Annotated in this window: 12 protein-coding genes; 2 read left to right on the top strand and 10 right to left on the bottom strand. The window is 68.9% G+C overall.

All coding sequences use genetic code 11. From position 1 onward, the window contains the following. Window positions 1-3: 3 nt before the first annotated feature. The gene (locus AC1RM6_RS06660) at window positions 4-510 is read left to right on the top strand and encodes a nuclear transport factor 2 family protein (protein WP_493099301.1); all 507 of its coding nucleotides are present in this window, start codon (window positions 4-6) and stop codon (window positions 508-510) included. 137 nt (window positions 511-647) lie between these two features. Here AC1RM6_RS06660 and AC1RM6_RS06655 read toward each other — a convergent pair whose 3' ends face one another. From AC1RM6_RS06655 to AC1RM6_RS06625, 7 genes are all read right to left on the bottom strand, one after another. Beyond that, on the bottom strand, window positions 648-1,346 hold the full coding sequence (locus tag AC1RM6_RS06655; protein ID WP_493099299.1) for a spermidine synthase: 699 nt from the start codon (window positions 1,344-1,346) through the stop codon (window positions 648-650). A 165-nt stretch (window positions 1,347-1,511) separates the two neighbouring features. Beyond that, complete coding sequence (locus AC1RM6_RS06650) at window positions 1,512-2,810, bottom strand: MFS transporter (protein ID WP_493099297.1); 1,299 nt, start codon at window positions 2,808-2,810, stop codon at window positions 1,512-1,514. A gap of 64 nt (window positions 2,811-2,874) precedes the next feature. After that, window positions 2,875-3,459, bottom strand: coding sequence for a DUF3237 domain-containing protein (locus AC1RM6_RS06645; RefSeq protein ID WP_493099295.1), 585 nt, complete (start codon window positions 3,457-3,459; stop codon window positions 2,875-2,877). Next, window positions 3,456-4,337 (bottom strand): amidohydrolase family protein, encoded by an 882-nt coding sequence (locus tag AC1RM6_RS06640; protein ID WP_493099293.1) that lies wholly within the window; start codon window positions 4,335-4,337, stop codon window positions 3,456-3,458. The genes AC1RM6_RS06645 and AC1RM6_RS06640 overlap by 4 nt, the downstream gene beginning before the upstream one ends. A gap of 23 nt (window positions 4,338-4,360) precedes the next feature. Then, complete coding sequence (locus tag AC1RM6_RS06635; protein ID WP_493099291.1) at window positions 4,361-6,514, bottom strand: acetate--CoA ligase family protein; 2,154 nt, start codon at window positions 6,512-6,514, stop codon at window positions 4,361-4,363. A 226-nt stretch (window positions 6,515-6,740) separates the two neighbouring features. Continuing rightward, window positions 6,741-7,580 (bottom strand): p-hydroxycinnamoyl CoA hydratase/lyase, encoded by an 840-nt coding sequence (locus AC1RM6_RS06630; protein ID WP_493099289.1) that lies wholly within the window; start codon window positions 7,578-7,580, stop codon window positions 6,741-6,743. Window positions 7,581-7,644: 64 nt separating this feature from the next. After that, window positions 7,645-9,096: an aldehyde dehydrogenase gene (locus AC1RM6_RS06625; protein WP_493099287.1), complete on the bottom strand. Its 1,452-nt coding sequence runs from the start codon at window positions 9,094-9,096 to the stop codon at window positions 7,645-7,647. Window positions 9,097-9,176: 80 nt separating this feature from the next. Between AC1RM6_RS06625 and AC1RM6_RS06620 the strand changes: the two genes are divergently transcribed. Continuing rightward, a complete protein-coding gene (locus AC1RM6_RS06620) occupies window positions 9,177-9,587 on the top strand; it encodes a MarR family winged helix-turn-helix transcriptional regulator (RefSeq protein ID WP_493099285.1) in 411 nt (136 codons plus the stop codon). A gap of 2 nt (window positions 9,588-9,589) precedes the next feature. On the opposite strand, the gene AC1RM6_RS06615 is transcribed toward AC1RM6_RS06620, so the two are convergent. From AC1RM6_RS06615 to AC1RM6_RS06605, 3 genes are read right to left on the bottom strand one after another with little or no spacing between them, the layout of a single operon-like run. Next, window positions 9,590-10,738, bottom strand: coding sequence for a multidrug effflux MFS transporter (locus AC1RM6_RS06615; protein WP_493099283.1), 1,149 nt, complete (start codon window positions 10,736-10,738; stop codon window positions 9,590-9,592). Between the two features lie 8 nt (window positions 10,739-10,746). Next, complete coding sequence (locus tag AC1RM6_RS06610) at window positions 10,747-11,511, bottom strand: OmpA family protein (protein ID WP_493099281.1); 765 nt, start codon at window positions 11,509-11,511, stop codon at window positions 10,747-10,749. Continuing rightward, window positions 11,508-12,989: a hypothetical protein gene (locus tag AC1RM6_RS06605; protein ID WP_493099279.1), complete on the bottom strand. Its 1,482-nt coding sequence runs from the start codon at window positions 12,987-12,989 to the stop codon at window positions 11,508-11,510. The genes AC1RM6_RS06610 and AC1RM6_RS06605 overlap by 4 nt, the downstream gene beginning before the upstream one ends. Between the last annotated feature and the right edge of the window lie 7 nt (window positions 12,990-12,996).

The following is a 12,996-nucleotide window of genomic DNA, read 5'->3' as shown; positions in this document are numbered from 1 at the left end:
CCCATGACCAAGACGATCGACGAACTGTTGGCCGAGGCCGCGATCAAGGACGTCCATATCCGCTATTGTCGCGCAAACGACCGCCGCGACGAGGATCTGATGCGCAGCTGCTTCCACCCCGACGCGGTGATCGACCTGCATCAGCCGTTCGACGTCGACGGCTTCATCGCGCTCGGGCGCATGGTGCTGAGCCAATATGTGCAGACCTGGCACAATACCGGCAACCAGCTCGTCGAGGTCGACGGCGACGCCGCCTGGGCCGAGCATTACACCACCTCATCGCACCGCATCGCTGCCGACGACAGCGGCCCCGAGCGCGATTTCGTCGCGTCGGGCCGCTATGTCGACCGGATGGAATGCCGTGACGGCGAATGGCGGATCGCGCGGCGGATCATGCTGCTCGACTTCACCCGCACCGATCCGGTGGGACCGCAGCCCGCCGGCCTGGGCGGCGGGGGCGGGGCGCGCGACCGCAGCGATCCGTCCTATGCGATGCGGTTGCGGGGGTGAGGGCTGGGCGCGCGACTGACAATCGCGAACACTATCTCAACCGTTCGCGTCGAGCGTAGTCGAGGCGCCCCGCGAGGCGTCTCGACTACGCTCGACGCGAACGGCCTGTCTCAGGACGCGCGCGGCGAGCCCGCCGGTCAGTCGGGACGCGTCGCGAACCAGATGACGTTGCGCTCATGCTCATTGTCGTAATTGGTCGGTATGTCGACCTGATCGACCGCGAAGCCGGCGGCCTCGAGCCGTTCGGTGAAGGCCTGGTCGGCATAAGCCGACCAGATGGCGAGGATTCCGCCGGGCCGGAGCGCGGCATAAGCGGCGCGCAGCCCCCAGTTGCAATAGAGCCGGTCGTTGGCGAGCTGGACCAGCGCGTCGGGCCCGTTGTCGACGTCGAGCAGGATCGCGTCGAACAGGGCGGTCGAGCGGTCGATCACGTCATGGACGTCGACGATCTCGAGGGTGAGGCGCGGATCGCTCAGCGAATTGCCGAAGATGTGCGCGAGCGGACCCCGCGCCCATTCGGCGACCTGCGGGACCAGTTCGGCGACGGTGACGCTGGCGGTCGCGGGCAGCGCCGCCAGCGCCGCGCCGAGGGTGAAGCCCATGCCGAGGCCGCCGATCAGGACATGCGCCTGCGGATTGTCGAGCCGCTCGCACGCCAGCGTCGCCAGCGCTTCCTCCGAATGGCGGACGCTGTTGCCCATCAGCTCGTCGGTGTCGAACTCGATCCGGTAACGGTCGCCGCACTGGAGGAGGGTCAGATAGCCGCCGCCGGGAATATCGGCGATATCGACGACGTGAACGCGGTTCGACGTCGCAGCAACCTGCGCTTCGCTCATGAAAAATCCTGTCCGGCCTGGGATTTGGCGTCGCGATGCCCGGCTGGCAAGCGATATGCGCCGACCGGGCGCACATGGTCATGTTTCGACGCCGCTGGCAAGCGGTTGGTGGTCGAAGGGCTGTGATGAAAAGCCCCTCCCTTGAAAGGGAAAGGCTTAAGCGCCCTAACCCCGCGCCGGCCGCAACCCCAGCAGCGCCACCGCCGCGACCAGCGATCCGCACGCCATCGCGAAGGCCACCACCGGCAAGCCGAAGTCGAGGCTGAACAACAGCCCCGCGACGATCGGGCCGAGCGCGGCGCCGCCACGGCCGATGCCGATCACCAAGCCGCTGCCGCTGCCGCGCAGTTCGGTCGGGAAGGCCTGGGCGATGATCGCGTAGAGGCCGACCACCCCGGCATTGGTGCAGAAGCCGGCGATCGCGGCGACCAGCGCGAGCTGGTGGAGATCGGCCTGGCCCTGGCCGAACAGGGTGACCATCGCGGTCGACAGCAGCATCGCGACGATCACCAGCGCCTTGATCGCGATCCGCCAGCTCAGCACGCTGAGCAGCAGCGCGCCGGCCAGCCCGCCGACATTGGCCCAGACCAGCACGCCGCCCGCCGCCGACGGCGCGTTGCCCATGTCGACGACGATCTTCGGGATCCATTTCAGGATGAAATAGAAGGTCATGATATGCGCGAAATAGGCGGCGATCAGCAGCGTCGTCGTGCGCGCGAGGCCGGGGGCGAAGAGCTGGCCGAGCGAAGGCTTTGCCAGCGCAAGGTCGGGGGCGGGCAGGGCGGCGACCGGGGCATGACCGATCCGGCGCAGGCTGGCGTTGACCCGGTCGAGCACGCGATCGGGGCGCTTCTGCATCAGATAGCCGACCGATTCGGGCAGCAGCGCCCAGGCGATCGGCAGGAAGATCACCGTCATCACCGCGCCGAGCAGGAAGATGTCGCGCCAGCCACCGGTCGCGAGCAGCGCCGAGGCGATCGCCCCGCCGACGATCGCACCCATCGGATAGCCCGCCGCCATCACCGCGACCGCCAGGCTTCGCGCGCGGCTGCTCGACAGTTCGGCGACCATCGCATTGGTGCAGGCGAGCATCCCGCCGATGCCGAGGCCGGTGTAGAGCCGGAACGCCGACAGCGTCCGCACGTCATGAGCGTGGGTCGCCAGATACATGCCCGACGCCATCACGACGATGCAGCCGAGGATCGTCGGGCGGCGGCCGATGCGGTCGGCGACATTGCCGAGGATGATCGATCCGGCGGCCATGCCGATCAGCTCCATCGACAGGACGAGCCCGAGCGCGGCGCGATCGATCCCCCATTCGGAGGCGATGCCGGGCGAGGCGAAGCTGATCGCCAGCACGTCGAAGCCGTCGAGCGCGTTGAGCGCGACGCACAGCGCGATCGCGGCGATCTGGAGCGGTCGCATCGTCGCATTCGCCAGCAGGCTGCGGGGATCCTCGGGCATTGGCGGTGCTGTCCTCTTCTAAAGTTCTGAGCCCCTCCCTTGAAAGGGAGGGGCTTTTTCTGTTTCACCCCACCGCGAACACGCTCACCTCGACATGGTCGCGGTAGCGCGCGGCGTTGGCGACGAAGATCATCTTCGCGAGCCAGCCATGCGGGGTGTCGGCGGCGACCTCGAAACGCGGAGTGGTGCGGAAATAATAGAGGGCGGGGTCGACGACCTCGCCCGCGGCGATCCGCTGGAGCACCGCCGCCGGGCCGTGGCGCAGGCCCGGATTGACGATCGAGATCAGCGTGCCGTCGTCGGCGCGCAGCGTGTAGCGCGCCTCGACCACCGCGGTGCCGTCGGCGCGGATCGTCTGCCAGTCGGCGCCGCCCGGCAGCACCACGCCCTTGAGCCGGGGGCCCTCGAAGCTGCCGCCGGTGATCGGGATCACCCGTTTGTGCGCGCCGTCGAACGCGCCGAGATCGAGCGGGGCGTCGATCAGCACCCGGAGGGTCAGCGCATGGGTGAGGCCCGGGGCGGGCAGGGCGGCCGCGGGCGCCGCGATCGCCGACGACGCCATGCCCGAGAGCGCGAGCGCGCCCGAGCCCGCGATCAGCAGGCTGCGCCTGTCCGCGTCATGGCCAGCGTCATGATCCTTGTCACTCATCCTCGTCTCTCCTCGTCGCCGAACAGCAGGCGCGCGGCATTGCCCTTGAGGATCGGCTCGCGCACGTCGGGTTTGAATCCCGCCGCGTCGAACGCGGCGATCCACTTGTCGGGCGGAATCAGCGGGAAATCCGACCCGAACAGGAATTTGTGGCCCAGTTGGCCATTGGCATAGCGCGCGATCTGCGGCGGGAAATATTTGGGGCTCCAGCCCGACAGGTCGATGAAGATGTTCGGCTTGTGCAGCGCCATCGACAGCGATTCATCGGTCCACGGCCAACCCGGATGGGCGAGGATGATCTTGATGTCGGGGAAGTCGACCGCGACATCGTCGACCAGGATCGGCTGGCCATATTTCAGGCGGATGCCGCCGCCCGCCGGCATGCCTGTGCCCATCCCGCTATGCCCGGTGTGGAAGATCGCCGGCAGCTTGTAGTGGTTGATGACCTCGTAGATCGGCCAGGCCATCCGGTCGCCGGGATCGAAATCCTGGAGCGGCGGGTGGAATTTGAAACCGCGGACACCATGGTCCTCGATCAGCCGCCGCGCCTCGAGCGCGCCATATTTGCCCTTGTGCGGATCGATCGAGGCGAAGGCGAGCATGATGTCGCTGTTGGCGGCGGCGGCCTCGGCGATCTCCTCGTTGCGGATCCGCTTGATGCCGGTGCCGGCCTCCATGTCGACGGTGAACATGACGAAGCCGATGTCGCGTTCGCGATAATAAGCGATCGTCTCGGGGATCGTCGGCCGGCGCCGGTCGGCCTTGAAATAGGCGGTGCTCGCGTCGAAAAACTCTCCGAGGATCGGGTCCTCGGGGTCGTGGCACGAGATTTCGGCATGGACATGGATGTCGATGGCCTTGAGCCGGGCGAGATCCATGGCCATCCCCTCCTATCGCAGGCTTATTCGGCGTCGGTGAGCATCAGCGCGTCGAGCGCGATCACCCCTTCGCCGGCAGGATAGACTAGCACCGGGTTGAGGTCGATCTCGCGGATCGACGGTTCGGCGACGAGCAGCCGGCCGAGGGTCGCGATCAGTTCGGCGACCGCGGCGACGTCGAGCGCCGGCGATCCGCGGAAGCCGCGCAGCAGTGCCGCGCTCTTGAGCTTGTCGAGTTCGGCCATGATCCCGGCGACGGTGAGGTCGGGGGTCAGCAGCCGGACGTCCTGGAGGATCTCGGCGGTCACCCCGCCGAAGCCGGCGAGGATCACCGGCCCCCAGTCGGGATCGTTGCGCGCGCCGACGATCAGTTCGACCCCGCGCTTGCCCATCCCCTCGACCAGCACCCCGTCGAGGATCAGCCCGGGGCGGTGGCGGGCGATATTGTCGGCCAATTGCTGCCAGCCCGCGGCGAGCGCCACATCGTCGGCAAGGCCGAGCACGACGCCGCCGGCGTCGCTCTTGTGGCTGAGATCGGCCGACTGCGCCTTGATCACCACCGGATAGCCGATCGCCTGCGCGGCGGCGATCGCCTCCTCGACCGTGGTCGCGAAGCGGCCGGCGGGGAAGGGGATGCCGAGCGGCGCGAGGATCGCCTTCGAGCGATATTCGGGGACCACCCCGCCTGCGGGCGGCAGGTCGGCGGCGAGCGGCGCGGGATCGGCGATCGCGAAATCGCGCGCGGCGAAATCGGCGAGCCGCTTGACCGCGCGGAAGGCGCGTTCGGTCGACGGGAAATAGGGAATGCCGAGCGCGCGCAGATCGGCGATATGCTCCGCCGGCATCGGCGCGCCGTCGTCGAGCCCGGCGAAGATCACCGCCTTGGCCGGCCGGAGTTCGCGCACCGCGCGCAGGATCGGCGGCACCTTGATGCCGGCGGTCACCGGATCGGTCTGGATGATCCCCGCGACGATCGTTCCGAAGCGGTCGTCGCCGAACAGCGCCGCGAGCGTGTGATAATAGAGATCGGGGGCGGTCAGCCCCTGCGCGGTGAGGTCGAGCGGGTTGCTGACCCCGACGAAGGGCGGCAGCGCGGCGCGCAGCGCCGGGGCGCTGGCATCGTCGATCGCGGGCAGCGCGAGTCCGAGCCCCTCGCACAGATCGAGGGTCAGCGCCTTGAACGCGCCGGACTCGCCCAGCACCGCGGTGCCGCCGCCGGGCAGAGCCGGGCAGCGCAGCGCGATCTCGGCGATGTCGCCCAGTTCCTCGAGGGTCTCGGCGAACACCACCCCGGCGCGCTGCACCTTGGCGCGCATCACCTGATAGTCGCCCGCCATCGCCCCGGTATGGGTGGCGGCGGATTCGCGCGCGGCGCTGCTCTTGCCCGGATGGAGCAGGACGATCAGCTTGCCCGCCGCGCGGGCGCGCTTCGCCGCCGCGAGGAAGCGCTGCGGCTGGCGGAACTGCTCGACGATCATCGCGATCACCCGGGTCGCGGGATCCTCGATCAGATAGTCGACATAATCCTCGACCCCGCTGGCGGCCTCGTTGCCGGTCGACACCGAATAGGACAGGCCGAGATCGCGGCTGGCGAGGGTGACCCCGAGCACGCAGGCCATCGCCCCGCTCTGCGAGACGATGCCGATGCCGCTGCGGTCGCCGAGCGCCTTGGCGTCGGTCTCGACGAAGGTCAGCGGGATGCGGTCGACATAATTGACGAGGCCGAGGCAATTCGGACCCTCGACGACCATCCCGGCCTCGCGGGCGATCCGCCCGATTTCATGCTGTTCGGCGAGGCCTTCCTCGCCGCCCTCGGCGAAGCCCGCCGAGAAGATGATCGCGGCGCCGACCTTGCGCGCGGCGAGCGCGCGGACGGTGTCGAGCACCGCGACCCGCGGGATCGCGAGCACCGCGACATCGACTCCCTCGGGCAATTGATCGACCGAGGCGAGGCACGGGCGCCCGCCGATCTCGGCGCGCTTCGGGTTGATCAGATGGATCTCGCCGGCAAAGCCGTTGCGGTCGAGATTGGCGAGCACCGAGGCGCCGAGCGCCCCCGGGGTCGGCGAGGCGCCGACGATCGCCACCGATTTCGGGCGCAGCAGGCGCCCGATCGAGGCGGGGGCGATCGGACGGGCCGATCCGGGAAACAGCGCGCTCATGGTCTCGACCTTCATATGACCTCGTAACAGCTTCGAAGCTTGAGCCCTCCCGTTCAGGCAGGGCGATCGCATTTGATTTTCGTCATGCTGAACTTGATTCAGCATCCAGATCCGCAACGTCGTGCCTCTTGCTTCAGCGCTGCGTCTCTGGATCCCGGATCAAGTCCGGGATGACGATTTTCTTGGGAAAGGCGCTCTCGACTCTCGACGATATTCCAGATGCGATCGCCTTTCCCTGACGTCAGGCGCCCTGCTTGCTCTTGTCATAGGCGCCGAGCCCGGGCTTGTACGTCTTGTCGTCGATGAACTGCTTGATGCCTTCCTTGCGGCCGTCATTGTCGTAGCTGTTGGCGGCTTCCTGCGCGCGGATCAGATAATCCTGGGCATTGTCGTAGCTCATCTCGCGGACCCGGCGGATCGCGTCCTTGGTCGCCTTGAGCGCGACCGGGTTCTTCTGCAGCAGGACGTTGGCGACCGCGGTGACCCGGTCCTTCAGCGCGTCGGCGGGCAGCGCCTCGTTGACGAAGCCCCATTCGGCGGCGGTCTTGCCGTCGACATTCTCGCCCATCAGCGCATGGTACATCGCCCGGCGGAACGAGGTCAGCTCGGTGGCGACCTTGGCGGCGCCGCCGCCGGGCAGGATGCCCCAGTTGATCTCGGACAGGCCGAACTGGGCATCCTCCGCGGCGAAGGCGAGGTCGCAGGCGAACAGCGGGCCATAGCCGCCGCCGAAGCACCAGCCATTGACCATCGCGATCGTCGGCTTCTGATACCAGCGCAGCCGCGCCCACCAGCCATAGCTTTCGCGCTGCGCCTTGCGGGTGCCGCGCAGGCCGTCGGCCTCGGTGTCGCGGAAATATTCCTTGAGATCCATGCCCGCGGTCCACGAAGTGCCTTCGCCGGTCAGGACGAGCACCCCGACATCGTCGCGAAATTCGAGCTCGTCGAGCACTTCGCCCATCCGCCGGTTGAGCTTGGGGCTCATGCAGTTGCGCTTTTCGGGGCGGTTGAAGCTCACCCAGGCGATGCCGCCCTCGACGGTGAAGGCGACGGTGTCCTGTTCGGAACGTTCGGTGGTCATGTCAAATCTCCGTGGCCGATGCGGCCGGATAGGCAAAGGAAGGGAAGGGGCCGATCGACCGAGGTCAGATCGGGAAATGGCCGGGCTGGGTTTCCATCGTGATCCAGCGCAGTTCGGTGAACGCGTCGATGCCGGCCTTGCCGCCGAAGCGGCCATAGCCCGAGGCCTTGGTGCCGCCGAACGGCATCTGCGCCTCGTCATGGACGGTCGGTCCGTTGACATGGCAGATGCCCGACTTGATCTGGCGGGCGACGCGCAGGCCGCGCGCCGTGTCGCGGGTGAACACCGCCGCCGACAGGCCATATTCGGTGTCGTTGGCCAGCTCGACCGCATGCGCTTCGTCACGGGCGCGGATCACCGCGACCACCGGGCCGAAGCTCTCGTCGCGGAACAGCTTCATGTCCGGGGTGACCTTGTCGATGACATGCGCGGGCATCAGCACGCCATCCGACGCGCCGCCATTGGCCTGGACCGCGCCGGCCGCCAGCGCATCGTCGATCAGACCCTGGACATGCGCCACCGTCTTGCGATCGACCACCGCGCCGAGCGGGGTCTTGCCCGCGCGCGGGTCACCGACCGGCATCGTCGCGACCTTCGCCTGGAAGCGGGCGACGAAATCGTCGGCGATGGCGTCGACGACGATGATCCGCTCGGTCGACATGCATATCTGGCCCTGGTTCATGAAGGCGCCGAACGCCGCCGCCTTGACCGCTTCGTCGAGGTCGGCGTCGTCGAGGACGATCAGCGGCGCCTTGCCGCCGAGTTCGAGCAGCACGGGTTTCAGATGCTCGGCGGCGCGCCTGGCGATGATCTTGCCGACCGCCGTCGATCCGGTGAAGTTGATCCGGCGCACCGCCGGATGATCGATCAGCGCACCGACGATCGCGGGGGCGTCGGCCGGGGCGTTGGTGACACTGTTGACCACGCCGGCGGGGAAGCCGGCATCGGCGAACGCCTCGACGATCAGCGCATGGGTGCGCGGGCACTGTTCCGACGCCTTCAGGATCACCGTATTGCCGCAGGCGAGCGGCACCGCGATCGCGCGGACGCCGAGGATGATCGGCGCATTCCACGGGGCGATGCCGAGGATCACCCCTGCAGGCTCGCGCAGCGCCATCGCGATGCAGCCGGGCTTGTCCGAAGGGATGACCTCGCCGCCGATCTGGGTGGTGAGGGCGGCGGCCTCGCGGACCATGCCGGCGGCGAGCATCAGGTTGAACCGCGCCCAGCCTTCGGTCGCGCCGATCTCGCCCATCATCGCGTCGACGAAGTCGGCGGCCTTCGCCTCGAGCGCGTCGGCGGCCCTGGTCAGCAGCCCGCGGCGTGCGGTCGGGCCGATCGCCGCCCAGGCCGGGGCCGCCGCGGCGGCGGCATCGGCGGCGGCCATCGCGTCCTCGACGCCGGCGGCGGCGGCGCGAGTCGCGACCGCGCCCGTGACCGGATCGAGCCGCTCGAAACTCTTGCCCGACGCCGCGGGACGGGCGCTTCCACCGATCAGCATATGGGTATCGGCCATCATCAGCTCCTCAGCCTATTATGTTATGTGATATAGCGGTACCTATTGCTATCGTCCATAGCGTAATGCACATCAGTTCGATGATCAGGCTCGAAACCCTGCTCGGCTATCAGATGCGGCGCGCGTCCGCGGCGATGATGGCCGACCTTTCCGCATCGCTGGCCGAAATCGATCTGACCCCGACCCAGATGTCGGTGCTGTTCAAGATCGCCGAACTGCAGGGCGGCACCCAGAGCGAGATCGCCCGGATGCTCGGGCTGCAGCGCGCCAACATGGCGCCGATCGCCTCCCAGCTCGGCGAGCGCGGGCTGGTGGTGCGCGCGGCGCTCGACGGCCGTTCGCAGGAGCTGGCGCTGACCGAGGCCGGCGAAGCGCTGGTCGCCGCGGCCGAGGCGCGGGTGATCGCGCACGAGGCGCGCTTCCTCAAATCGGTCAAGGGCGCCGACCGCGACCGGCTGGTCGCGCTGCTGCGGTCGGTCTGGGCCGACTGACCTCAGCACCGGATCGCGCGGCCGAAGCCGACCGCGAGCGCGGCGCAGGCCAGCATCGCGATGATCGCCGCCGAGATGCGCGGATCATGGATCGCCACCAGCGCGATCGCGAGGGTGGCGAGCGCATTGCCCCCCATCTGCAGCGCGCCGTACAGGCTGACCGCGGTGCCGACCCGGCCTTGGGACCGGCCGATCGCCAGCATCATCGCATTGGGGCCGATCAGCCCGCCGCCGATCGTATAAGCGATCATCGGCAGGATCAGCGCCCAGGGGCTGTCGATCCGCGCGAGCGTGCCGACTAACCCCGCGAGCGCCCCCGCCGCCGAGATCGCGCTGCCGATCCGGATCGTCGCCGCCGCCGACCAGCGCCGGGCAAGCCTGCCCGCGGTGAACGCCCCGGCCGAGGCGCCGACCGCGATCATCCCGTAGAACAGACCGATCCGCGCCGGATCGGCATGGTAGCGGCCGACCAGCAGGAAGGGCGATACCGCGAGGAAGATATAGAGCCCGGCGGTGAGCAGCGTCGCGACCGCGAGATTGGCGCGGAAGCCGCGATCGGCGAGCACCGCGCCCCACTGGCCGAGCAGTCCGGTCATCGGTGGCCGCGCGGGCGCGGTCGTGCGGGGCAGCCAGAGGCCGATGCCGATCGCCGATGCGAGGCTGACGGTCGCCAGCAGCGCGAAGATCGCCCGCCAGCCGAGCGTCGCGGTGATCAGGCTGCCGAGCACCGGCGCGATCATCGGCGAGAACAGGGTGAGGCCGGTGAGGATCGCCATGTCGCCGCGCCCGGCATCGCCGCGGTCGCCGACCATCGCCCGGCCGGCGACCAGCCCGCCCGATGCGCCGATCGCCTGGACGACCCGGCCGACCAGCAGCATCTCGACCGACGGCGCCGCCCAGCACAAAGCCGACCCGGCCGCGAACAGCCAGGTGCCGGCGAGCAGCATCAAGCGCCGGCCATGGCGGTCGGCGAGCGGCCCGGCGGCGAGCTGGCTGGCGCCGAGCCCGACCAGATAGAGGCTGAGCGCGAGCTGGAGCTCGCCCGGCGGTGCGCCGAGATCGCGCGCGGCGCTCGGCATCGCCGGCACGAACATGTGGATCGCCAGCGAGCCCAGCGCGGTGGTCGCGGCGATGAAGACCAGCCGGCGCAAGCTCGTCGCTAGAAGCTGACGTCGATATCGACGCGCCGCCGCGACGCCTCGGCAAGTCCGTCGGCGGTCTCGACGTCGATCGGCTCCGCGCCATTCTCCCAGCGCACGGTCAGCATCTTGCGGTCGACGCCGAGCCGGACCAGCGCCTCGGCGACGCGTTCGGCGCGGGTGCGGGCGATGCCTTCCTCCTCGGCGATCATCCGACCCGAAACCAGCGTCGGTACGGTCGCGCCATGGCCGGTGATCCGGATCGCCTTCGGCTTCGCCGCCCGGATCCAGCCGATCGCCTCGTCGAGCAGATAATCGTCATATTGGTAGATCAGGAAGGCGGCGTCGAAATCATAGAAGAGGTGGAAGCTGCGATCGGCGAAGGGCGGCGGCGGGGCGGTCCGCGCGACCGACAGCGGCGCGACGTTGCGCTTGGGGAGCACGAACTTGCGGCCGGTATAGCTTTCGGCCGGCAGCATCTGTCGGGTGCAGGCGCCGGGCAGGATCGAGGTCCGCACCGCGTCGAGCACGACGCCGCCGCACGGATCGGCCGAACCATGCGTCACGATCCCCTCGACCAGCACCTCATGGTTCCAGTCGGGCTTCGACGGCGCGAGGCTGACATCGTAGCGGGCGCCGGTCGCGCGATCGTCGGCGAGCCAGCATCCCGACTTCTTGCCGGCATCGGCATCGCGGTAGATCGGGCAGGTGATGAAGCGCACCGTCTCTGCCTGGGCGTGCGACGCCGCCGCGACTAGCGCGAACAAGGCGATAAGCTTCCTCACAGCGCGCTCATCAGGTTCACGAGATCCTGCTTTTCCTGCTCGGTGTAACCGATCCGATAGCGCCGCTCGTAAAAGTCGACGATCCCGCGCAGGTCCTTCGCCGATCCGTTCGAGAAATAGGGCGCGCGCGCCGAAAGGCCGCGCATAGACTGGAGGGTGATCTTGCCGACATCGGCGCAGCGCCCGGTGGTCAGCGCATAGCCGGGATCGCTGGTGTAGATCACCTTGCCATAATGCGGGTGGGGCGCGCCTTTGCAGGTGATCCGGAACAGGGGCAGATGCGGCGCCGGGTCGGCGAAGGGCTGGTTGGTGGTGCCGAGATCGACCTGGCCCGGGGCGACGTCGTTCCCCATCTGGGTCATGTTGTGGCAGAAGACGCAGGCGTTGCGCACCGGATTGCCGAAGCCGATCGGCGAATTGATGCCGGCGCTGTCGCTGATCAGGAAGGTCTTCTCGCGGAAGATCTTCGCGCCGCGCGCGACCGATGCCCGGAACGCCGCCTGTTCGGCGGCCAGCCCTTGTTTTGGCTTTTCCCAGGCCGCGAACTCGCTCCACACCGCACGGCCGATGCTGCCGAGCTGGCCCGGCTCGGAGGTGGCGAGCTGTTCGGCGCCGCCCTGGGCGCCGTCGGCGTCGAGCGGGGCGCCGCTGCGGTCGACCTGCTGGGCGGCGAATACCCGGCTTTCGAAATCGGTGATCTGGCGCATCTGCGCGGGGCTCAGATGCTTGATCAGCTCGAGATGGGTCGCGGCGGCGTCGCGCATCTGCAGGTTGAGCGTGCCCGCGCGGCCGTCGGCCATCAGATTGCCCGACATCGGCTTGCCGCTCTCGGGATCGATCGGCAGCGGCATGCCCTGCTTGGGATCATAGGCGAAGCCGATCGCGAGCAGATATTTGAGGTTCGCCGCCGGCCGCACGCGACGATAGACCGAGATGGTCGGCTTGTCGGCCTTCGGGCCGAAGGCGCCGCTGTTGCAGCCCCAGGGATCGCGGACGACCTCGATATCGAAATCGGGCTTGATCGCCCCGCCGTTCAGGTCGCGCGGCGGCCAGGCGCGCTGGATGCGCAGCAGGCCATGGTCGAGCAGCAACGAGTGCGAGGCGCGATCGGCCTGGGGCAAAGTGGGGCAGTTCGACCCGTCATAGGCGGCGAACAGCGGATCCTTGCCGCCGGTCGCGTCCCAGCGCTCGCGCGCGCTCTGCGCCGACAGCGACATCGCGTCGGCAGGCTGGTGGCAGGTGATGCAGGCGCGGCCATTGGGGCCGCTCGAGGTGAAGAAAGGGTGGCCCCTGGTCTTGAGCGGGCCGCCGGTCAGCAGCACCCGGAGCGTGCCCGACCCGTCGCCATAGTCGGCCTGCGCCGGGAAGACGCGGCCGCTGTTCGGCGCCCACCAGTCTTCGGCATGGCCGGCGCGCGCGACGACCGCGCCGCCGGCCGCGAGCGCCGCGGACGCGAGCAGGATCGAGGATAGACGCATGGACCTC

Source organism: Rhizorhabdus sp. GW822-FHT03C02 (genome assembly GCF_058801765.1).
The sequence above is the reverse complement of the archived record's forward strand: the minus strand, read 5'-3'. Positions and strand labels throughout refer to the sequence as shown.

Excerpts from the sequence above, each read along its gene's own strand:
- AC1RM6_RS06605 (WP_493099279.1), bottom strand. The coding sequence starts at position 12,989 with ATGCGTCTATCCTCGATCCTGCTCGCGTCCGCGGCGCTCGCGGCCGGC.
- AC1RM6_RS06620 (WP_493099285.1), top strand. The coding sequence starts at position 9,177 with ATGATCAGGCTCGAAACCCTGCTCGGCTATCAGATGCGGCGCGCGTCC.
- AC1RM6_RS06635 (WP_493099291.1), bottom strand. The coding sequence starts at position 6,514 with ATGAAGGTCGAGACCATGAGCGCGCTGTTTCCCGGATCGGCCCGTCCG.
- AC1RM6_RS06630 (WP_493099289.1), bottom strand. The coding sequence starts at position 7,580 with ATGACCACCGAACGTTCCGAACAGGACACCGTCGCCTTCACCGTCGAG.
- AC1RM6_RS06655 (WP_493099299.1), bottom strand. The coding sequence starts at position 1,346 with ATGAGCGAAGCGCAGGTTGCTGCGACGTCGAACCGCGTTCACGTCGTC.
- AC1RM6_RS06660 (WP_493099301.1), top strand. The coding sequence starts at position 4 with ATGACCAAGACGATCGACGAACTGTTGGCCGAGGCCGCGATCAAGGAC.
- AC1RM6_RS06645 (WP_493099295.1), bottom strand. The coding sequence starts at position 3,459 with ATGAGTGACAAGGATCATGACGCTGGCCATGACGCGGACAGGCGCAGC.
- AC1RM6_RS06650 (WP_493099297.1), bottom strand. The coding sequence starts at position 2,810 with ATGCCCGAGGATCCCCGCAGCCTGCTGGCGAATGCGACGATGCGACCG.
- AC1RM6_RS06640 (WP_493099293.1), bottom strand. The coding sequence starts at position 4,337 with ATGGATCTCGCCCGGCTCAAGGCCATCGACATCCATGTCCATGCCGAA.
- AC1RM6_RS06625 (WP_493099287.1), bottom strand. The coding sequence starts at position 9,096 with ATGGCCGATACCCATATGCTGATCGGTGGAAGCGCCCGTCCCGCGGCG.